This window comes from Trichocoleus sp. FACHB-46, from assembly GCF_014695385.1.
Taxonomy (GTDB): Bacteria; Cyanobacteriota; Cyanobacteriia; order FACHB-46; family FACHB-46; genus Trichocoleus.
Genome location: NZ_JACJOD010000013.1, coordinates 233,321 through 253,242 on the forward strand (window position 1 = coordinate 233,321; position 19,922 = coordinate 253,242).

20 protein-coding genes are annotated in these 19,922 nt (G+C 51.0%); 17 read left to right on the top strand and 3 right to left on the bottom strand.

The window, feature by feature from the left end:
* Nucleotides 1–14 precede the first annotated feature (14 nt).
* The 4 genes from H6F72_RS08665 to H6F72_RS08680 all read left to right on the top strand — a co-directional run bounded on the left by H6F72_RS08665 (nucleotide 15) and on the right by H6F72_RS08680 (nucleotide 4,111).
* Nucleotides 15–1,103 carry an AI-2E family transporter gene (locus H6F72_RS08665; protein ID WP_190433728.1) on the top strand — a complete coding sequence of 363 codons (1,089 nt, stop codon included), beginning with the start codon at nucleotides 15–17 and terminating at the stop codon, nucleotides 1,101–1,103.
* A gap of 138 nt (nucleotides 1,104–1,241) precedes the next feature.
* A complete protein-coding gene (locus H6F72_RS08670) occupies nucleotides 1,242–1,592 on the top strand; it encodes a lipopolysaccharide assembly LapA domain-containing protein (RefSeq protein ID WP_190433729.1) in 351 nt (116 codons plus the stop codon).
* Between the two features lie 149 nt (nucleotides 1,593–1,741).
* Nucleotides 1,742–2,572, top strand: a complete 831-nt coding sequence (locus H6F72_RS08675) for a segregation/condensation protein A (protein WP_190433730.1) — start codon at nucleotides 1,742–1,744, stop codon at nucleotides 2,570–2,572.
* Between the two features lie 339 nt (nucleotides 2,573–2,911).
* Nucleotides 2,912–4,111 carry a sugar phosphate nucleotidyltransferase gene (locus tag H6F72_RS08680; RefSeq protein ID WP_190433732.1) on the top strand — a complete coding sequence of 400 codons (1,200 nt, stop codon included), beginning with the start codon at nucleotides 2,912–2,914 and terminating at the stop codon, nucleotides 4,109–4,111.
* A gap of 136 nt (nucleotides 4,112–4,247) precedes the next feature.
* Here the strand turns inward: H6F72_RS08680 and H6F72_RS08685 are convergent, their stop codons facing one another.
* The gene (locus H6F72_RS08685) at nucleotides 4,248–4,694 is read right to left on the bottom strand and encodes a hypothetical protein (protein ID WP_190433734.1); all 447 of its coding nucleotides are present in this window, start codon (nucleotides 4,692–4,694) and stop codon (nucleotides 4,248–4,250) included.
* 240 nt (nucleotides 4,695–4,934) lie between these two features.
* Between H6F72_RS08685 and H6F72_RS08690 the strand changes: the two genes are divergently transcribed.
* The 3 genes from H6F72_RS08690 to truB all read left to right on the top strand — a co-directional run bounded on the left by H6F72_RS08690 (nucleotide 4,935) and on the right by truB (nucleotide 8,752).
* Nucleotides 4,935–6,845 carry an alpha/beta hydrolase gene (locus H6F72_RS08690; RefSeq protein WP_190433736.1) on the top strand — a complete coding sequence of 637 codons (1,911 nt, stop codon included), beginning with the start codon at nucleotides 4,935–4,937 and terminating at the stop codon, nucleotides 6,843–6,845.
* A 111-nt stretch (nucleotides 6,846–6,956) separates the two neighbouring features.
* Nucleotides 6,957–7,742 carry a class I SAM-dependent methyltransferase gene (locus H6F72_RS08695; protein ID WP_190433738.1) on the top strand — a complete coding sequence of 262 codons (786 nt, stop codon included), beginning with the start codon at nucleotides 6,957–6,959 and terminating at the stop codon, nucleotides 7,740–7,742.
* A gap of 83 nt (nucleotides 7,743–7,825) precedes the next feature.
* A complete protein-coding gene (truB, locus tag H6F72_RS08700) occupies nucleotides 7,826–8,752 on the top strand; it encodes a tRNA pseudouridine(55) synthase TruB (RefSeq protein WP_190433740.1) in 927 nt (308 codons plus the stop codon).
* Here the strand turns inward: truB and H6F72_RS08705 are convergent.
* Nucleotides 8,725–9,078, bottom strand: coding sequence for a hypothetical protein (locus H6F72_RS08705; protein WP_190433742.1), 354 nt, complete (start codon nucleotides 9,076–9,078; stop codon nucleotides 8,725–8,727). The two genes, truB and H6F72_RS08705, sit on opposite strands and share 28 nt — an antisense overlap.
* Before the next feature lie 101 nt (nucleotides 9,079–9,179).
* Between H6F72_RS08705 and H6F72_RS08710 the strand changes: the two genes are divergently transcribed.
* The 4 genes from H6F72_RS08710 (at nucleotide 9,180) to H6F72_RS08725 (ending at nucleotide 13,066) form a co-directional block, all read left to right on the top strand.
* A complete protein-coding gene (locus tag H6F72_RS08710; RefSeq protein ID WP_190433744.1) occupies nucleotides 9,180–11,120 on the top strand; it encodes a S9 family peptidase in 1,941 nt (646 codons plus the stop codon).
* Between the two features lie 60 nt (nucleotides 11,121–11,180).
* A complete protein-coding gene (locus H6F72_RS08715) occupies nucleotides 11,181–12,032 on the top strand; it encodes an ABC transporter ATP-binding protein (protein ID WP_190433745.1) in 852 nt (283 codons plus the stop codon).
* Complete coding sequence (gene scpB / locus H6F72_RS08720; protein WP_190433747.1) at nucleotides 12,029–12,574, top strand: SMC-Scp complex subunit ScpB; 546 nt, start codon at nucleotides 12,029–12,031, stop codon at nucleotides 12,572–12,574. Before H6F72_RS08715 ends, scpB begins: the two co-directional genes overlap by 4 nt.
* Before the next feature lie 135 nt (nucleotides 12,575–12,709).
* On the top strand, nucleotides 12,710–13,066 hold the full coding sequence (locus H6F72_RS08725; RefSeq protein WP_190433749.1) for a DUF760 domain-containing protein: 357 nt from the start codon (nucleotides 12,710–12,712) through the stop codon (nucleotides 13,064–13,066).
* 90 nt (nucleotides 13,067–13,156) lie between these two features.
* On the opposite strand, the gene H6F72_RS08730 is transcribed toward H6F72_RS08725, so the two are convergent.
* A complete protein-coding gene (locus H6F72_RS08730; RefSeq protein WP_190433751.1) occupies nucleotides 13,157–14,368 on the bottom strand; it encodes an HhoA/HhoB/HtrA family serine endopeptidase in 1,212 nt (403 codons plus the stop codon).
* Between the two features lie 211 nt (nucleotides 14,369–14,579).
* On the opposite strand from H6F72_RS08730, the gene H6F72_RS08735 reads away from it, so the two are divergent.
* The 6 genes from H6F72_RS08735 to H6F72_RS08760 all read left to right on the top strand — a co-directional run bounded on the left by H6F72_RS08735 (nucleotide 14,580) and on the right by H6F72_RS08760 (nucleotide 19,909).
* Nucleotides 14,580–15,506, top strand: a complete 927-nt coding sequence (locus tag H6F72_RS08735) for a M23 family metallopeptidase (RefSeq protein ID WP_190433753.1) — start codon at nucleotides 14,580–14,582, stop codon at nucleotides 15,504–15,506.
* Nucleotides 15,507–15,537: 31 nt separating this feature from the next.
* The gene (locus tag H6F72_RS08740; protein ID WP_190433755.1) at nucleotides 15,538–16,404 is read left to right on the top strand and encodes an inositol monophosphatase family protein; all 867 of its coding nucleotides are present in this window, start codon (nucleotides 15,538–15,540) and stop codon (nucleotides 16,402–16,404) included.
* Nucleotides 16,405–16,472: 68 nt separating this feature from the next.
* Entirely contained in the window at nucleotides 16,473–17,435 is a 963-nt protein-coding gene (locus H6F72_RS08745; RefSeq protein ID WP_190433757.1) for a J domain-containing protein, read from the top strand.
* Entirely contained in the window at nucleotides 17,435–18,664 is a 1,230-nt protein-coding gene (locus H6F72_RS08750; protein WP_190433759.1) for an ATP phosphoribosyltransferase regulatory subunit, read from the top strand. The genes H6F72_RS08745 and H6F72_RS08750 overlap by 1 nt, the downstream gene beginning before the upstream one ends.
* Nucleotides 18,665–18,751: 87 nt before the next feature.
* Nucleotides 18,752–18,976 carry an indolepyruvate ferredoxin oxidoreductase subunit alpha gene (locus H6F72_RS08755; RefSeq protein ID WP_190433761.1) on the top strand — a complete coding sequence of 75 codons (225 nt, stop codon included), beginning with the start codon at nucleotides 18,752–18,754 and terminating at the stop codon, nucleotides 18,974–18,976.
* Nucleotides 18,977–19,177: 201 nt separating this feature from the next.
* The gene (locus H6F72_RS08760; protein ID WP_190433763.1) at nucleotides 19,178–19,909 is read left to right on the top strand and encodes an ABC transporter ATP-binding protein; all 732 of its coding nucleotides are present in this window, start codon (nucleotides 19,178–19,180) and stop codon (nucleotides 19,907–19,909) included.
* The last annotated feature ends 13 nt before the right edge of the window (nucleotides 19,910–19,922 follow it).

Genomic DNA, 19,922 nt, shown 5'->3' on the forward strand with positions numbered 1-19,922 from the left:
ACGGATTATCTACAATGCGCCGTTCAAACAATCTCCAGCGTTTGTTTCTATTGGGTTTGAGCGGCCCAATTGTAGCTTTGAACGTTTGGATTCTGTCGCAGGTTTTTCGCTACTTTGAGCACTCGATCACGCTGCTAGTAGTGGCGGCAATTTTGGCGTTTCTGCTCAACTATCCAGTGCAGATCTTAGAGCGGACTCAAATTAGCCGTTCTCAAGCTGTGATCGCTGTTCTACTGCTAGCACTGGCGCTATTAGTCGTGCTGGGTGTGACCTTGGTGCCGATTTTGGTGGAGCAAGCCGCTCAGTTTGTGGACAAGCTCCCTGCCTCCTTAGCGGATAGCCAGCGTCATGTAGCTTCTTTAGATATTTGGGCGAAAGCGCATCGTCTCCCGTTAGACCTCCAAGGTTTTAGCACTCGGATTAACAACCAAATTGAAAATCAGCTACAAGCCTTAGCCAGTCAAGCATTGGGTTTGGCAATCATAACGGTTTCGGGGCTATTCGACTTGGTTTTGGTGGTGGTGCTGGCCTTTTATATGCTGCTCTACGGCGATCGCATGTGGCAAGGCTTAGTCAACTTGTTGCCAGCCAGCATTGGTTTACCGCTCAGTGCCTCTCTACGCCTAAATTTCCAAAACTTTTTCATCAGTCAGTTGTTGTTGGGATTTTTTATGTTCTCAACGCTGATTCCTATTTTTATCGGGCTGAGGGTGCCCTTTGCGCTGCTCTTTGCCCTGTTGATTGGCGTGGCTGAGCTGATTCCCTTTATTGGAGCGACGTTGGGAATTGGGGTCGTGATCCTGCTGGTCATGTTTCAAGACTTTTGGCTCTCGCTACAGGTGGCCTTTGCCGCAATCTTGATGCAGCAGATTAAGGACAATGTTTTGGCTCCTAGATTGATGGGCAATTTCACCGGACTAAACCCCATTTGGATTTTCATTGCCATTCTGATGGGGGCGCAAATTGCTGGACTACTCGGCGTTTTAGTCGCAGTTCCGATCGCAGGCACTATTAAGAGCACCATTGATGCAATTCGCGAGATCAACCGCCCCAAAGTCGTCACTACAGAAATTCTGCCAGAAGAGAAACAGGTGCACCGCTAATCCACAGAACCATTCGATCGAGTGAGCAGGCTGCTAAGCTTTTCTTCAGATATAGGGTCTGAGATTTAAGTTACAGTCCTGATGATGCTTAAAAAACTTGTGAAGTTAGCCAGACCTGTGAAATTGAGGAGTTGATGAATGCGCCAGATTAACTTTTTAATCATCTTTGTCATTGCGCTAGCTTTGGTCTTGTTCAGTTTAGAAAATACCGAACCTGCCACCATTCATATTGTTCGAGATATCCAAATTCAGGCTCCCCTAGCCGTAGAACTGATTTTGGCTTTGGGCGTGGGTGCAGTACTGGCCTGGGTCTTCAGCGTTTGGGCCCAACTACAACACATGCTGGAAATTCGCAAAGGCTTGCAACAAGTTCAAGAGCGAGAACAACGAATTGAAGAGTTAGAACAAGACCTCGATCGCTACAAAGCAGAACTTCAAAACCAGCAACCCCTATTGCCTGCGGTTGATTCTATGGCCCAAGAAGTCTAGACTGCTGGGAGGCTGGCTGGGATGTGGACTGCTGATTTGACTAACCCTGATAGTCTCTGGAGTTTGGTGGTGCCAGTCTTCTTGCTGGGCCTGATTGTCTTAGCGGCGGTTGCCTTTGTTCGCATTAACAGCAAGTAGGAATTGGTGGCATGGTTCTGTCTCTGGCCCAAAGCGCGATCGCCTTACTGACCGAGTTGGCAGAGCGGGGTGAAATTGACCCTTGGGATGTCCAAGTGATTGAGGTGATCGATCGCTTTTTGAGTGAATTGACTCCCAGCGACACAGTAGAAATGAACCGAGCTACCTACGAAGCTGACCTGTCTCGTTCTGGGCAGGCTTTTTTATACGCCTCTATGTTGGTGCTCCTCAAAGCTGACACGTTGGTCCGGGCCGAATCTTCTGAAGTTGAAGTGCTCGACGAGGGAGAATTCCTAGAGCCAGATGGGTTGATGGAAACTCAGATGCCACTACATCTAGAACGGCGCTTACGGCGACGAGCGGTGGCAAAACCGCCGCAAAACCGCCGAGTCACCTTGCAGGAGTTGATTGAGCAACTGGAACTGATGGCCGCAAGCATGGTGGAAGCCGCTCCCCGCACTCGCCCCCGTCGCCCCCGTCCCCAATCGCGCAGCCAAGCAGTCCGAGCGATCGCGCAACTAGCGCACCAAGAAAACCTTTCCGAAGTGGCAGCCGCATTAGACCAGTTTCTGGCGACCCAATGGCTAAAAATCTCCCAAGGAGAAGATTGGCTAGACTTTGATTTGTTGATAAAACTATGGTCGGGTGCTGCTCAGCAAGAATTAGATCTTCCTGGCTTATCTAATGGCTCGCATCACAGCACCAGCGATCGCGTCGCTATCTTCTGGGCGCTACTATTTTTGTCCGCTCAGTCCAAAGTAGAGTTATCGCAGGAGGAATTTTACCAAGACTTAAAAGTTCGGAGTCTCGCAGAATTGCCTATTTTTGCGGTATCCGAATAAGCGGGGCATCCTAGCAAAACAGATCACCAGTTTCACCAAGCCAGTTTTACCAAGAATGTAAAAGATCTGTTAGCATCTTGGCGACTCCCAGCCAGTTATGTCTGGTAGTGATAAATTTTGCCGGGTTGGGCAGTCAGGTTGAGATCAATGAAGAGAATGGTTGGTAGATTATCTACAAACCATTGGGTTGCATCAATACGAGTTTTTCCAAAGCGGCTGATTGAGGTCGTTTGGTAATGAGAGGGGGAGGAGAGCGAGTGCCACAGCACTGGAACTCAACCGCCAAACAATGTATCGATTATTGACAGTGTAGTGGTCTAGGGTGAGAGATAAATATTTATGAAAGCCATGATCCTGGCAGCTGGTAAAGGTACGCGCGTTCGTCCGATTACCTACACCATTCCCAAGCCCATGATTCCAATCCTGCAAAAGCCAGTGATGGAATTTCTCTTAGAACTCCTGCGCCAGCATGGTTTTGACGAGATTATGGTCAATGTCAGCCACCTAGCCCATGAAATTGAAAACTACTTCCGAGACGGGCAGAAGTTTGGCGTCCAAATTGCTTACTCTTTTGAAGGGCGCATTGTAGATGGTGAGTTGGTCGGTGAAGCGCTAGGCTCGGCAGGAGGCATGCGCCGAATTCAAGACTTTTCCCCTTTCTTCGACGACACCTTTGTGGTGATGTGCGGCGATGCCCTGATTGATCTTGACCTTACCGAGGCCGTGAGATGGCACCGAGAAAAAGGTTCGATCGCCACTGTAATCATGAAATCCGTGCCCAGAGAAGAAGTCTCCAGCTACGGGGTTGTGGTAACTGATGAGTCAGGTCGCATCAAAGCCTTCCAAGAAAAGCCTGCTGTAGATGAAGCCCTCAGCACTAGCATCAACACAGGTATCTACATTTTTGAGCCTGAAGTTTTAGATTACGTTCCCTCAGGCTGCGAGTTTGACATTGGGGGTGAGTTGTTCCCCAAACTCGTCGAAATGGCTGCGCCCTTCTATGGCGTCACAATGGACTTTGAGTGGGTGGACATCGGCAAGGTGCCTGACTACTGGCGGGCGGTGCGTGGAGTTTTGCAGGGCGACGTTAAGAATGTGCAAATTCCAGGGCATGAAGTCGCGCCAGGCATCTACACCGGATTAAATGTGGCCGTGAACTGGGACAAAGTTGATATTCAAGGCCCAGTCTATATCGGCGGCATGACCCGAATTGAAGATGGAGCCAAGATTGTTGGTCCCACCTACATTGGCCCTAACTGCCGCATTTGTGGTGGGGCAACCGTTGACAACAGCGTGATCTTTGAGTACTCGCGGCTAGGTCCTGGGGTGCGCCTAGTAGATAAGCTGGTCTTTGGTCGCTACTGTGTTGATAAAACGGGGGCGACAATTGATGTCCAAGCGGCAGCCCTCGACTGGTTGATCACCGATGCTCGCCAAGAAATTCCCTCTCAACCAGCGCTGGAACGGCAGGCGATCGCGCAGCTCCTCGGCAAGGATATCAGCGAGCTCGGCAAAGACAGCCGAGCCATGCTTTCCTAAGCGTCGGGCCTCAGGTTAGTTCTAGTCTTTGAGCAAAATCAAAATCCGATTCTTGAATGCTTTAAGTTCTAGAGTCGGATTTTTGTTGGCACTCTTCTTTGTTGGTGCTGAATAAAACAGCAGCATGACGAAGGCTCTAAGGTCTGATTACAGGTTGCCGCAATACTAAAATTCCTTGAGCATTCACCCGGTAAGCTTGACCCACATAGCCCGTGCGATCGTACAACACTTGATGGATATGTTGATCTAGCTTGACTTCATCGGCAATGCGCTCGCGATAATAGCCTTTCATTTGCTCCTCAACGCCCATTTCGCTGAGGCGATCGTGCACTTGGGTACTGTTGCCCTCAAAATAGGCAGTTCTGGCGGTGTTGTCTTGGAGAAAGCTGACGATGACCGAGAAGGGTACGCCTCCAACCGTCACATATTCTCCCACCACTAAAACAACCCAAAGTCCTAAAGATAGCAGGATGCCTGAGCCAACCAAGACGGCAATTTGCTGAGGCGATCGCAGTGAACCTGAACCCGGAGTTTTGGCTTGTTTGTGTAAGGCTTGCTTTGATTGAGGTGTGAAAGCACCCATGATCTCAGACCTCTAGCGATCGCTCTTAATCTAGCTTAGGGAGTCAAAGGCTGCCAATTCCTTGAACAATTGAGCAGCAAACTCAGTCTCAATTGCTAAGGTTAGAAATTGGGAAATGTACTGGATCAATCGCACATATGAGCGTATAAGGTTTCAGGTACCCAGTCGCTACCTAAAAAATCATTGCCCAACTGACTGCTCACCCTGCGTGGTGTGACGAGAAGCCCTGAGTGCAACCCCATGAATTTCTTTTTGTCTGGTTTTGTGGCCCTGACCCTGCGGCGGTGGCAATTGCAGTTTGTTTCTACTGACCATCGTGTTGTTCAGACTCACCCTGTAAAACGTTGGACTCTTCTAGGACTGGGAGCCCTGAGCAGTGGGCTGTTACTACCCAGTCTCGCTCACCCAGCGGCGGCGGCAGAACGTGTCTATGTCTCCTATGGCTCCGTCGAACGCTCCATTTCCGTAGACACACTAGAGACCTATGCCAGAACGGGCACCATCAATGATGATTTAGCAGCTTATGCTCAATATGCAGACCCCAAACAGCTGCAAGATTTGCGGGAAGTTCTACTCACACCAATTCAACTTTCATCGGTCGCTGTTTCTCAGTTCCTCTACACCCCCCAAGCAGAAACCTTACTCATGCGCTTAGGGCAGGTGATTCAAACAGAGGCGCGTCAGACTGGGTTTTATGCCATTCGCTCGGCCTTGATTTTGGCAGCAGCTCAGCCAGAGGGCTTGACCTTGCTCAATGTGATGCGGCAATTTCCCACGGATGGCATTCGAGTGAACTTGGGTCGCAGCCTAGAAATTGCTAATGCCTTGGATGAATTTGTGGAGCAAACAAGGCAAGCCTCTGTCGCAATTAGCCAACAAGCAACGGCAGAAGCGGCTTTGGCACCTGTGACTGATTTTTCTGCCCTCGCGGACTTGCGTCAAACGGGAGGATTTGAGTGGGAGAAAACCACCATTACTTTGAGCGATCGCACCCGCAAAACTATTCAACGATTTCCCAATCGTCCGCCGATAGAAGTTCCTCGAGAACGGGTGTTTCCAGTTGATATCTACATGCCATTGGCCAGCGCTGCACAAAACCAGGCCCAACCTTACCCAGCTCCAGTGATTGTGATTTCTCACGGGTTGGGGTCAGATCGCACGACCTTCGATTATTTGGCTAAGCATCTGGCTTCCTACGGCTTTGTGGTAGCTTTGCCAGAGCATTTGGGGAGTAATGCAGGTCGGTTGCAGGCGCTCTTGAGTGGCACAGCCACTGATGTCGCTGAATCCTTTGAGTTTGTCGATCGCCCCTTGGATGTTAAATACTTGCTGGATGAGTTGGAGCGGCGGTCTAAGTCTGAGCCGTTGTTTCAAGGGCGACTCAATCTACAACAAGTGGGAGTGGTCGGGCAATCCTTCGGAGGCTACACAGCCCTCTCCGTAGCTGGAGCGACGTTGAACTTTGAGCAATTGGCCGAGAACTGTCAGCGCAGCAATGAGTCTTTGAACTTATCGCTGTTGTTGCAATGTCGGGCGCGGGAATTGGCAGGACGGCAGTACGAGTTGCGAGATCCTCGCATTAAAGCCGCGATCGCGATCAATCCGGTTGATAGCACTGTATTTGGAGAACCGAGTTTGAGCCAAATCCAAGTACCGTTGATGATGATTGCTGCCAATGCCGACACAGTTGCGCCTGCCTTGCCTGAGCAAATTCGACCGTTTACTTGGCTTACCATGCCAGAAAAGTATCTAGTGCTGATGAATGGGGCTACTCACTTCTCGGCCATTGGCGCTTCTGCTACCAATAGTGAAGTTGTGCCCATTCCTACCCCAGTAATTGGGGCAGCTCCAGCGTTGGCTTACCGCTATATCCAAGCCTTAAGCGTGGCGTTCTTTAAAACTCACATCACAAATCAAGAGCAATTTCGACCTTACTTAACTTCTGCCTATGCCGCTAACATCAGCCGAGCGCCCCTCAAACTAGATTTAGTGCAATCTTTTACTGCTGCTCAATTGGCCCAAGCTCTAGATGGTGAGACAGAAGAACCAACAGTGCCACCGGAGTCTGTCCCTGCTCCCCCTGCAACCTCTCCCTCCGAGCCATTGCCCGCACCCGTCCCACTGGAGGAGCTAGTTCCGACGGTGCCCTAGAATTGAGCCGCTTCTGAGCGCATGAAGCGCGATCGCGCTGTTCAAGACTTGACCAAAGCGCATACAGTTCTAAAGGAACGCAATTTTTGTCTCTCTTAAGATAATTTATCTGTGCCAGTGCTTGAGCCTAAACATCAACAAATTATCGGGGAACTAATTGCACTGCAAGCCCAAGATCGTCAGTGTAATTTATCCCAATTTAGAAGCATCACAAGTGCCGAGCAGTACCAAAAGCTTTACCAGTTATTGCAGCAATATGTAGCGCCAAAAAGTGCGGTTTTAGATTGGGGCTGTGGCAATGGTCACTTTTCTTATTTCCTCGCCCGTGCCGATTATCAAGCTTATGGTTATGCCTTTGAAGACTTTTACTTACGACAAAAGCTAAATCAATTTACTTACGAATTTAAGCAAGGCACTCTTACAGATGCGATCGCCATCCCGTACGCCGACCAACAATTTGATGCGGTGGTTTCTGTGGGCGTTTTAGAGCATGTACGAGAAACTGGAGGGGATGAAATCGCCAGCTTAAAAGAGATTTTTCGCCTGCTTAAACCGAGCGGTTATTTCATTTGCTACCACTTGCCCAACCAATTCAGTTGGATTGACCCGATCGCCGCGCTAGTCCCTAACAAACACCACCACCTTTATCGCTATACTCACCAATCCATTCAAGCTTTGTGCCAAGCAGCAGGCTATGACTTGTTAGAGTTACAACGTTATGGAGTTTTGCCCCGCAATTTTTGGGGCAACTTACCCGGAAGTATTCGCACCTCGGCAGCGATCGCTCAAGGTTGGCAGATGGCGGATTCAACTTTAAGCTACATTTTCTCGCCGTTCTGTCAGAATTATTGGTTTGTGGCGCAAAAACCAAGCGACAATCAGCGTCTCACTGCTTAGAAAGATTAACTAATTTTGAACTTGTAATAGGTTGGCTAGCCGACCCATGACCGTACACCACAATGAGAGCTTGAACTGAGACTGTGCAAGGGTTTTTGAACTTAAACAAACCAGCAGGAATGACTTCCCATGATTGTGTGGCTAAGCTGCGTCGTCTGCTGAAGCTGAAGCGAGTGGGACATGGCGGCACCCTTGACCCCGCAGCAACCGGAGTGCTGCCAGTCGCGATCGGACGAGCCACCCGTCTCCTGCAATTTTTGCGATCGGATAAAGCTTACAAGGCTACCGTGCGTTTGGGAGTCAGGACTGCCACAGATGACCTAGAGGGAGAAACCCTGTCAGCGCAAGCAACGCCGAATTTAACCTTGGCGGCGGTGCAAGCAGCCCTACCCCAATTTCAAGGCCCGCTCCAGCAAATTCCTCCCGCTTATAGTGCCGTCCAAGTTGAAGGTCGGCGGCTTTACAGCTTAGCTCGTGCAGGGACACCGATCGAAGTGCAGCCTCGCTCTGTGGAGGTGTTTCAGATCGAAGTACTGGACTGGCGATCGGGTGACTTTCCCGAACTCGATTTGGCGATCGCTTGTGGTCCGGGCACTTATATCCGGGCGATCGCGCGCGACTTAGGCGAGGTGTTAGGGGTGGGGGGCACGTTGGCCGCTTTGAGTCGTACGGAGAGTTGTGGCCTCACGTTAGCGGAGAGCCTCACCTTTGCCGATTTAGAAGCGCAGCTACAGGCAGGCACCTTTGAGGCGATCGCTCCCCTGAGTGTTTTGCAGCATCTACCCTCGATTATCCTCTCCCATGAGTTAGCGCGACGTTGGTGTTGGGGACAACGAGTGTTTCAGCCGCTGGATCAGCATTTATTCCAAGCAGTTGAGTCCGCAGATGCCCCAAGTTTAGCAGTACGAATTCACCACGAAGATGGACGGTTTTTGGGCGTGTCTCAGCAAATTCAAGAACCAGAAGGCACGCTACTAGCACCTCAAATGGTCTTAGAGCCTGATTTATAAAGTTCGTCTTCTGGCTCATCGGGTAACTCGGTTTGCCAAGTGGAAACCGGGCGCAGCACCGCCGGAAGTTCACCTTGGTCTAGGGGAAACTCCAAAATAGTTTCTGACAAGCCTAAATACCCCGATTCACTAAACGAGATCAGCATCCGTTGCAGGGCAGGCCAAATCTCCGCTTCGTATTCCCAGTCGCGATCGCGGTTCGCTCTCCCGGCGATCGAGCGTAAGGCCCAGAAATAGCTATTTCGCACCATCGACCCACCTTTCTTGTAAGGCGGGACATCCTCATGGTGGAGGAACAGAATGTCATCAACGATTTTGGCTCTCATGGTTGTTTCTAGGGGCTGATTCTGGGTTAAGACGATCCGGAGGGCGAAAAAGCTTCTATCCTCAATTTTAGGAATCGCTGACCCGCCTTTGGAGAATACTCATGCCCTCATCCCAAGTTGCCGCTTACGGTACCTGGAAGTCTCCTATTACTTCAGATTTGATTGTTACAGGTACCATTGGCCTCAGTCAGGCAGCCTTAGACGGAGAGGATATCTACTGGCTAGAGCTAAGACCCACAGAGGCAGGCCGAACAGTGCTGGTGCGGCGGACTCCTGATGGGCAAACTTCAGATGTCACACCCGCTCCCTTCAATGTGCGGACACGAGTGCATGAATATGGTGGGGGAGCTTATGTGGTTCACCAAGGCACCGTCTACTTCAGTCACTTTGCTGATCAACGCCTCTATCGCCAAACGCTAGGCTCAGAACCGCAAGCTCTGACACCGGAAGGCAAGTGGCGCTATGCCAATGGCGTGGTAGACGCATCACGGCAGCGCTTTATCTGTGTGCGAGAAGACCACACGGCTGGTGAGCAGGAACCCGTCAACACAATTATCAGCCTCAGCTTAGAGGCAGGCCAAGAACCAAAGATTTTGGTAACTGGCAATGATTTCTACTCCTCACCTCGTCTCAGCCCTGATGGTTCGCATTTGGCCTGGCTGACCTGGAACCACCCCAACATGCCCTGGGATGGCACCGAGCTTTGGGTCGCGGCCTTTAACCCTGATGGTTCCTTGGCAGAATCGGAAAAAGTTGCGGGTAGCATTGCCGAGTCGATCTTTCAGCCAGAATGGTCTCCTAGCGGCATTCTGCACTTTATCTCCGATCGCAGCGGTTGGTGGAATCTCTACCGTTGGCAAAATGGGCAAATAGAAGCGTTATGCGATCGCGCTGCTGAGTTTGGCGAACCGCAATGGGTGTTTGGTCAGTCTACCTATGGATTTGATACGAGTACTGGCAGCGAGCAAATTATCTGCACCTATGTCGAGAAGGGTACTACCCACCTCGCTCGGCTAAACCCAACCACTCAAGAACTTCAGCCAATCACCATTCCCTATACAGTGGTGCGAGGGTTACAAGTAGCAGCGGGGCAAGCTGTGTTCTTGACAGGCTCCCCAACCGAATCACTGGCGATCGCTCGTCTCGATTTAGTCACTGGCGAAACTTCTGTCTTGCAACGCTCCAGCCACGTCACGGTTGATCCGGGTTATCTCTCAGAACCACAGGCGATCGAGTTTCCTACCGAGAATGGTTTGACTGCATACGCTTTCTTCTATCCACCGAAAAACCAAGACTATCAGGCACCCGGCGGGGAGAAGCCACCTTTACTCGTCAAAAGTCATGGTGGCCCCACTGCTGGCACTTCTACGCTTTTGAGCTTGAGCATTCAGTATTGGACGAGTCGGGGGATTGCTGTTTTAGATGTAGATTACGGCGGCAGCACCGGATACGGTCGCGCTTACCGGGAGCGATTGAAAGGACAGTGGGGCATTGTCGATGTGGATGACTGTGTGAATGGAGCCCGTTTTTTGGCTGAGCAAGGTTTGGCAGATGGCGATCGCTTAGTGATTGATGGCGGAAGCGCTGGAGGCTATACGACGCTCTGTGCTTTGGTGTTCCGCGATGTATTCAAGGCAGGCGCGAGCTACTACGGAGTCAGCGATTTAGAGGCGTTGGCGAGAGATACGCACAAGTTTGAATCCCGCTATCTCGATGGCTTAATCGGCCCCTATCCCGAACGGCAAGATTTGTATCAAGCGCGATCGCCTGTCCATTTCTGCGATCAGCTTTCTTGTCCAGTGATTTTCTTCCAGGGTTTGGAGGACAAAATTGTGCCGCCTAGCCAAGCCGAAGCAATGGTAAACGTGCTGAAATCGAAGGGCTTACCTGTAGCCTACATTGCGTTTGAAGGAGAACAGCATGGCTTCCGCAAAGCCGAAAACATTAAGCGATCGCTAGATGGTGAACTCTATTTCTACTCGCGAGTCTTTGGCTTCGAGTTAGCCGATGCGGTCGAACCCGTCGCGATCGCCAACCTGTAGAGGTTTAAGGCTTTCATCGGTGCTAGGGTAAAGATTGGTTTCATTTCGCTTCGCTTATTCATGTCTGCTGCGATCTCCCTGCAAAACGTCTACAAAACCTATAGCGATCGCCCGGTCGTTCAGGATCTTTCACTCACGATCAAATCAGGGGAGATGTTTGGTCTACTCGGCCCCAATGGTGCAGGGAAATCCACCACCATCCGCATGCTGACGACGCTGACCAAACCCAGCCAAGGCCAGATTCAGATTGCTGATTTTGATGTGGTGCGTCATGCGGCTCAGGTAAAGCAACGGATTGGGGTGGTATTGCAGCAGACGAGTGTGGATGGCGACCTCACGGTTTGGGAGAACATGGAGTTTCATGGTCGCTTGCACCATATTCCCAATCGGGTACGTCAAGAACGGATCGATCGCTGGCTGGACTATGTAGAACTGAGCGATCGCCGGAATGATTTGGTCAAAACCTTATCGGGTGGGATGAAGCGGCGCTTACAAATTGCCCGCGCCCTGCTGCATGAACCAGAAATTCTGTTTCTCGACGAACCCACAGTCGGTTTGGACCCGCAAACTCGCCGCCGCCTCTGGGAAATCATCCGCGACTTGAACAAGCAGGGCATGACCATGTTGCTCACCACGCACTACATGGATGAAGTGGAGTATCTGTGCGATCGCATCGGCGTCATGGATGCGGGCAAGTTGATCGAGTTGGGCACGCTCTCCGAACTCAAGCAGAAATATGGTGAAGGCTTGGTCATGACCCAAAAAGGCGACAAATGGGACTACCAATTTTTTCCCGACTTGGAGCAAGCCAACGCTTATCTTGATCAGCAGCCAAACAAGACTGGTATGATGGTGCGACCTTCCAACTTAGAAGACATTTTTGTTGAATTGACAGGACGTAATCTGGATTGAGCGATCAACCAACGCTTTGGGAAGAACCGCCAAAACAGACGGGACTCGCCAGCACTATCGAAGCAATTCTCTACTTGAAGGCACAACCGCTGACAGCCAGCGAGATTGCCAAATATGCAGGCTGCGATCGCGCTACGGCAGAAGAAGGCTTGATCGAACTCATGACCGATTATGCTCATCGCGACAGTGCCTTAGAAGTGGTGGAAACCCCAGAGGGCTACAGTTTGCAACTGCGTCCTGCCTTTCACAAACTTGTCCAAACCTTGATTCCGGTGGATTTGGGGGTGGGGGCTTTACGAACTTTAGCGGCGATCGCCCTACGCGGACCCATTGCCCAGGCAGATTTGGTTAACTTGCGCGGTTCTGGTGCCTATCAGCATGTACCAGAATTAGTCGAGCAAGGCTTTGTGCGGAAACGGCGGCAATCGGATGGTCGGTCCTATTGGTTACAAGTCACAGAGAAGTTCCACCAGTATTTTCAGGTAGACAAACTACCGATCGCTTTAGAGCCACAAACTCAAGAGCCTGCTGACGAATCCTAAATTTTGCCATTCGACAACCACCACCCCTTACCCGTCCCTAGAGGTTCGGAATTTTCACCTTTTTGAGACTGGTCACAGAGGTGGGTGGAAGTGCCACAATAGTACAAATAAGCAAGTAAACCCTTTAGCGTCCTTATGGTCTTTAACCCTGAAAGTGCTAAGTTCCTTGGCTCTGACCCCGAAAATGCTCAAGCAAATCCGTTGCTGAAATATCTGCAACATCAGTCACCTGAGGTGCTAGCACGGGTTGCCAAGTCGGTCAGCCCCGAGGTAAAACAAATTATTTCCCACAACGTTCAGGGTTTGGTGGGAATGTTACCCAGTGAAGGCTTTAACGTTCAAATTACGACCGATCGTGACAACTTAGCAGGGCTGCTCGCCTCTGCCATGATGACGGGCTATTTCCTGCGCCAGATGGAGCAACGCATGGAACTAGAAGGCGTTTTAGCGGGTTCAATGTCTCTTCACGAAGACCCCCCTTCTAACCCATAACCTGCAAGCGCAAAAAGAAATTTTTAGGATCGCGAAGATTGACCTAACCCCGGCCCCTTCCCTGCCAGGGAAGGGGAGAGAGATAGTAGATCAGCCCATTTCTTCGGTCGGAAAAGCGCTGGGTTGAATCCGCAAGCGCTGAGCTTTGCCGTTGCGGTTAATTTCGAGGTTGAGCTGTGCCCCTACGACACTCGCTTCCACCATCTCTTGCACTTCAGAAGCAGTTCTAACCGACTTGCCGTTAATTTTTTGAATCACGTCTCCCTGCTTTAAACCTGCCTTGGCAGCGGGTGAGTTGTCCAAAACCTTAACAATCAAAACGCCTTGATCCTGCGTTACCTTAATGCCCAGCTCGCGATCGCGGTTGATTTCCTCTTTAATTTCGCCCGTTAGATCAACCATCTGGATGCCTAGGTAAGGATGCTCGGCGCGACCACTGCGAAATAGTTGCTCGGCAATGCGCTCTGCTGTCTCAATGGGAATGGCAAAGCCTAACCCTTGAGCATCAGCTCGGATAGCTGTGTTGATACCCACAACTTCTCCCTGCTCGTTCAGCAAAGGTCCGCCAGAGTTACCGGGATTGATCGCCGCATCGGTTTGGATAAATTGCACTCGCTTGTTGGGCACGCCAACTTGCGAACTAGAGCGACCAATAGCACTGATGATGCCAGCGGTGACAGTGTTATCTAGACCTAAGGGATTGCCGATCGCGATCGCCCATTGCCCTGGCACTAAGGATTGAGACTTGCCCAATTTGACCACAGGCAAGCTAGAAGCACTGATTTTGACCACCGCTACATCCGTCACTGGATCCGTTCCCACCACTTGGCCATTAAAGCTGCGCCCATCTTTCAGCGTCACTTTGACAGTATCAGCCTCAGCCACGACATGGGCATTGGTCATCAGACGGCCATCCGCACTCAAAATAAAGCCAGAACCTGTCCCTCGCTCTACGCGATCTTCTGGGGTAGGAGCTTCACCGCCAAAGAAGCGTTTGAACATGGGGTTTCTAAACGCCTCTGGCACATTACCCGTGACTGTCCGCGCTGAGTCAATTCGCACTACCGCAGGCCCTACCTTTTCGACTGCTGCGGCAATAAAGTTAGGGCTGGTAGGGGAGATAGGTAGGCTGGCAGCGGTACGGGCAGACGGCTTCTGAGCCGGGGGCTGAAGAAAAGGTGCCAGCCCAGTAGATGAACTAGTTCGCTCTGCGGTGAGGTAGCGGTTACCCCACGCTCCTGCACCACCGCCAATGGCTAATAAAGCTAGGTAAATCGTTAGTTGTTTGAACGACAAACTCATAGTCTCAACACTGAATGGCAGTGGCGCAGGAAATATACCTCTACTGTAATCGATGGTGCTTCTGAGCAGGAAAATCGGACCGAGCTAGGCGATCGCTTACGATTGCGATTCAATAAAGCTAGGAAACAGCAGTCAGAAAACAGGAGTCAAAATAGATGCAGTTCTTCTGACTTCCAATTCCTAACTTCTGACTCCCCCAGATATGATACCCATGAGTTTTTCTCGCTGGTTTGCTCTACCCACTCTGCTCTGGCTCACTTGGTATCCCCTCAACAGTAGTGCTGCAACGCCGGAAGTCAGGTCAGGGATACGGCCAGGAGCGATCGCTCAAACCTCCAGTCTTTGTCCAAAGCCTGCATTAGAGCGCTTGACTCGCTACAAGGTTAAGTCGGGTGAAACGCTAGAGAGTATTGCTCAGAAATATAATTTGATTCCTGCAACTTTGATGGGGTTTAATCCTAGCCTGAGGAGTGGCAAAGCAACTCCTGGCGCAGAGATTGTGATTCCCCCTTACAACGGGGTGCAGGTAAGCGTTCCAGCAGGCCAAACTTGGCGAGATGTCGCAGCGACCTACAAAGTGCGGGCTGATGTGCTGTTTGAAGTCAATGGTTGCTCAGCCAAACCTGCCACTGTTTTTGTCCCCGGTGTAAATTGGTCTCCAGTCGGCTCCGCCCCACCCAGCATCAGCCCCAAAGATCGCGATAACTATGGCTTAACAAGCTACCCTCTGCCCACCACGGCGACGGTGCTGCTAGGTTACGGTTGGCGGCTACAGCCTGCGATCGCTCAAGTGGCTTTTCATAGCGGCATTGACCTTGCAGCTCCAGTCGGCACCAATGTTCTAGCGGCAGGCGATGGTGTGGTAGCTTTTGCTGATCAACAAGGCAGCTATGGCAGTTTAGTTGTGATTAATCATGCGGGTGGAAGGCAGAGCCGCTATGCGCAGTTAGGCAGCATCAAAGTCAAGGCGGGCCAGACCGTGAAGAAGGGCGCGCTAGTTGGTACGGTCGGCACCACTGGAACGCCTAGTTCAAAAGCAACTCATCTACATTTCGAGGTGCGCTACAACTCCAATTTAGGGTGGGTCGCTGAAGATCCAGAACCTTATATTCAGGGCATGAAAGTGGCAAAACAGTGATTCAATAAGAAACTGTGAATAAATATTAAAGATGAGCCACCCATCGCCTGAACAACTCCAAATCTTTTTAGACGTTGCCACGGAAGCAGTGCTGGCAGCAGGAGTCATCTTGCAAGATTACTGGGGCCACCTAGAAGGGATTGAGGAGAAAGGTCGTCCCGGAGATTTAGTCACAAAAGCGGACAAGGCCGCAGAAGCAGCGATCCTTCAGGTGCTGCGTCGCCATGTTCCCGATCATCCGATTTTGGCTGAAGAATCAGGGCAGCTCGACAACACCGCCAGCGAATATCTGTGGGCGATCGATCCCTTAGATGGCACCACGAATTATGCCCACCAATATCCTGTCGCCGCAGTTTCGGTGGGGCTGTTAATTGAGGGGGTGCCGCAAGTCGGAGCTATTTTTGACCCCTTCCGCCAAGAACTATTTCGCGCCGCTACAGGATTGGGAGCCACTCGCGATCGCCGCCCCATTCAAGTCTCAAAAACCGCTGAACTTAGCAAGAGCCTTTTAGTCTCAGGCTTTGCCTACGATCGCCGTGAAACCTCAGACAATAACTACGCCGAATTTTGTCATCTTACTCACCTGACTCAAGGGGTGCGTCGTAGCGGTTCGGCTGCGCTAGATCTAGCCTATGTGGCCTGTGGTCGTTTCGATGGCTATTGGGAGCGGGGGCTGTCCCCTTGGGATATGGCAGCAGGTATTGTGTTGGTTCGCGAAGCGGGTGGACAGGTTACAGCTTACGACCAAAGCCCTGTAGTCATCCCTTCCGGTCGCATTCTCGCTACGAATCAGCAAATTCACAGCGCTTTGAGCAATGAACTGTTACAGGTGAGCGCTGCATCAGCCGCAAGAAGTGATAACAATGTATTAAGTCAGGATGCTAGCCACCCCTCCTAAGGCATGCATCCCCTGCGAGGCAAAGTAGACTAGAAGCATTTACGTAGTAGGAAGTGAGACCACAAACCATGTCTTTTCAAATTGACCGAGGGCTATTTAAGCTGGATTTCACTGACTACTACGCCATCTTGGGAGTCCCAATCAACTCGGACGCTAAAGAGATTCGAAAGCGCTATCTTAAAATCGCGCGTAACCTCCATCCAGATAGCTTTTCATCCGAATCTGAGGACGAAAAGCAGCAAGCCACAGAGTTATTATCCAAGCTCGTTAATCCAGCTTACGAAAAATTATCTCAAGATCGCGAACGAGCTGAATACGAAGTCTTAGTGCGGCTGAAAGGTCAACAAGCTATTAAAGAAAAAGATTCTGTTCAAATCTTTAGTGAAGTAGCGACACAACTCTCTAAAGCTAATGATGTTGACCATGCCTACAAAACGGCACTACAAGAGATAGCAACTAAGCAGTATCAAACTCTAGATCAGATCCTGGAACTGACTGGTCAAATTAGTGAGTTAAATTTTGTCTACCTCCTACGCAAAGGTGGTGCCGTTCCAGGGTCTTCACAGACTAAAAATCAGGCTGCGGGGGGTGCTGCAACTTCTAATCAAGCAGGTAAATCTAATCAAGCGGCGAATGCTGCTCCAGCGCCTTCTACTGCTTCACAAGCCAAGCCAACCGCTGTAGAACAATATTGCCGTCGGGCCGAAGAATTGATTGTTAGAAACGCTTTTGCTCAAGCAATTTTGGAACTCCGCGACGGTTTGAAATTAGAACCAAATAACAGCCGCTGTCATGGCTTGTTGGGCATGGTGTATTTGAAGCAAAACCAGGCCAAAATGGCTAAGATTCATATTGAGCGAGCACTACAGTTAAATCCCAAAGATGAGATAGCTTTGGAAGCGAAGCAGAAATTAGATAAGCTGTCTGCTGGAACTGGCGGCAAAGCTAAACCAGCCAAGGCTGGTCAGTCCGAGAAACCCCGTGATTCGGGTGGTGGTTTGTTTGGTTTGTTTGGTGGAAAGAAAAAATAATGGTTTATCAACCACCTGCTGGAGCTAGAGATCTCCTGCCACTCGATGTGGCTCAAAAGCGCTGGATTGAGAAGGGTCTACAGCAAGTGTTTCATCGCTGGGGCTATCACCGCATTATTACTTCAACCTTAGAGCGGCTGGATACCCTGATGGCTGGGGGAGCGGTGCAGCGCTCTACGGTGATTCAAGTTCAAGATGCCGAGAATGAGGTGTTGGGGCTGCGGCCAGAACTGACAGCTTCGATCGCACGGGCAGCAGTGACTCGGATGGCGGGTGCTACCTATCCCCAACGGCTCTACTACAACGCCAATGTATTTCGGCGGGCGGCTCAAGCGAATCACAACCGTCAGCAGGAGTTTTACCAGGCGGGCGTGGAGCTGTTGGGCGGCGGTGGCTTAGTGGCAGATGCGGAGATTCTGCTGTTGCTGGCCGACTGCCTGAAGAATCTTGGTCTAGCCCAGTGGCACTTGGTATTAGGAGAAGCAGGACTGACGCGATCGCTACTCTCGCCGTTTCCGAGCCACTTGCAGGACACGGTACGGCAAGCGATCGCTCATCTAGACCGCATTGCCCTAGAAACTCTCCCTCTCTCGCCAGAACTGCGGGAACGAGCGCTGTTTTTGGTGGATCTGCGCGGTCGCCCAGCGGATGTGCTGCAAAAGGTGTCAAGTTTAGACCTGGATGCGGCTCAGCGTGAAGCGGTAAATAACCTCAAGTCTTTGGTGGAACTGTTGAGTGATAGTTTTGCTGCACAGCCAGGCCAATCTCCCCTGATTCTCGATCTCAGCTTGATTCAAACCTTCGACTATTACACAGGCATTGTGTTTGAAGTGGTGAGTGAGGCGGAGACGGGGCAGCGCGTGTTGGGCCAGGGTGGACGCTATGACCAGTTGTTAGGTCTGTATCATCCTCAAGGAGAAACGTATCCTGGGATTGGTTTCTCGCTCAATATCGAGGATTTGCATCAAGTGCTGTTGCCCACCGAGCAATTGCCTCAGGAAACACCGAATAGTGATTGGTTGGTGGTGCCAGAAAGCGCTCAAGCTTATACGGCGGCTTTTGCTTATGCCCAAAAGTTGCGGGAGTCGGCTGAGTTGGTGCGGGTTGAGGTAGATTTGGGCGATCGCCACTCCCCAGAAGCGGTGCGGGAATATGCGCGCGATCGCCGGATTGCCCAGGTGGTTTGGATTAAGGTGGATGGTTCTGCTGAGGTAGAGTCACTCACCTAATCTCGTCCTGAATCTTTAGGTTGATCCTGATAGCTTAGAAGAAGCAATCAGATTGATTTTTTTTGCGTTTTTGAGAGAGAGAACACTGTGCCACATACGATTGTTACGAATATTTGTGAAGGCGTTGCCGATTGTGTAGATGCTTGCCCAGTGGCCTGTATTCATGAGGGTCCTGGTAAGAACACGAAAGGGACTGATTGGTATTGGATCGATTTTTCTACCTGTATTGACTGCGGGATTTGTTTGCAGGTTTGTCCGGTGGAGGGGGCGATCGTGCCGGAGGAGCGGCCTGATTTGCAGAAGACGCCTTAGTTGTTAGTTCCTGACTTGAGGAAGCCGAACCTTTGGGGGCAGGTGCCCCCAAACCCCCACTGGGGGACGGTTGCGTCCCCCAGACCCCCTCCAAAAGGGTGATTGAGTCTAACTGATACCTCCCTTGCTTCCTACGCTCTACTCCCTATCCCACTGCCCCCTAAGCTCTACTCCCTATCCCCTATCTCTTAACCCCTACCCATGACCCATTCTGCTCCTTTGCTTGAAGTTGAAGATGTCTATGCAGGTTATGTGAAGGATCTGAATATTCTGCAAGGCGTGAATATGCGGGTGTATCCGGGGGAGTTGGTGGCGGTGATTGGGCCGAATGGGGCGGGTAAGTCTACGCTGGCGAAAACGGTTTTTGGGTTGTTGACGCCAAATAGCGGCAAGATTACGTTCCAAGGGGAAAGTATTGCGGGTCTGAAGTCGAATCAGATTGTGCAGCGGGGCATGTGCTATGTGCCGCAAATCTCTAATGTGTTTCGATCGCTGAGTGTGGATGAAAACCTGGAAATGGGGGCTTTTATTCACAATGAGCCGTTGGACGCAACCAAGGATCGCATTTATACGATGTTTCCTGACTTGGCAGGGCGGCGGCGGCAGCGGGCGGGCACTCTGTCGGGTGGTCAGCGGCAAATGCTGGCGATGGGGCGAGCGTTGATGCTGCAACCAAGCTTGATGTTGCTGGATGAGCCTTCGGCGGCGCTATCACCGATTTTGGTGAACAATGTGCTGGAGCAAATTAAGCAAATTAATCAAAACGGGACAGCGATCGTGCTGGTGGAGCAAAATGCTCGTAAGGCGCTGGAGATGGCCGATCGCGGTTATGTATTAGAGGCGGGGCGCGATCGCTTTGAAGGGCCAGGGCGTGACTTGCTCTATGATCCCAAGGTGGGTGAATTGTACCTTGGGGCGGGTAAGGCTCACTGAGACAGATGAGAGT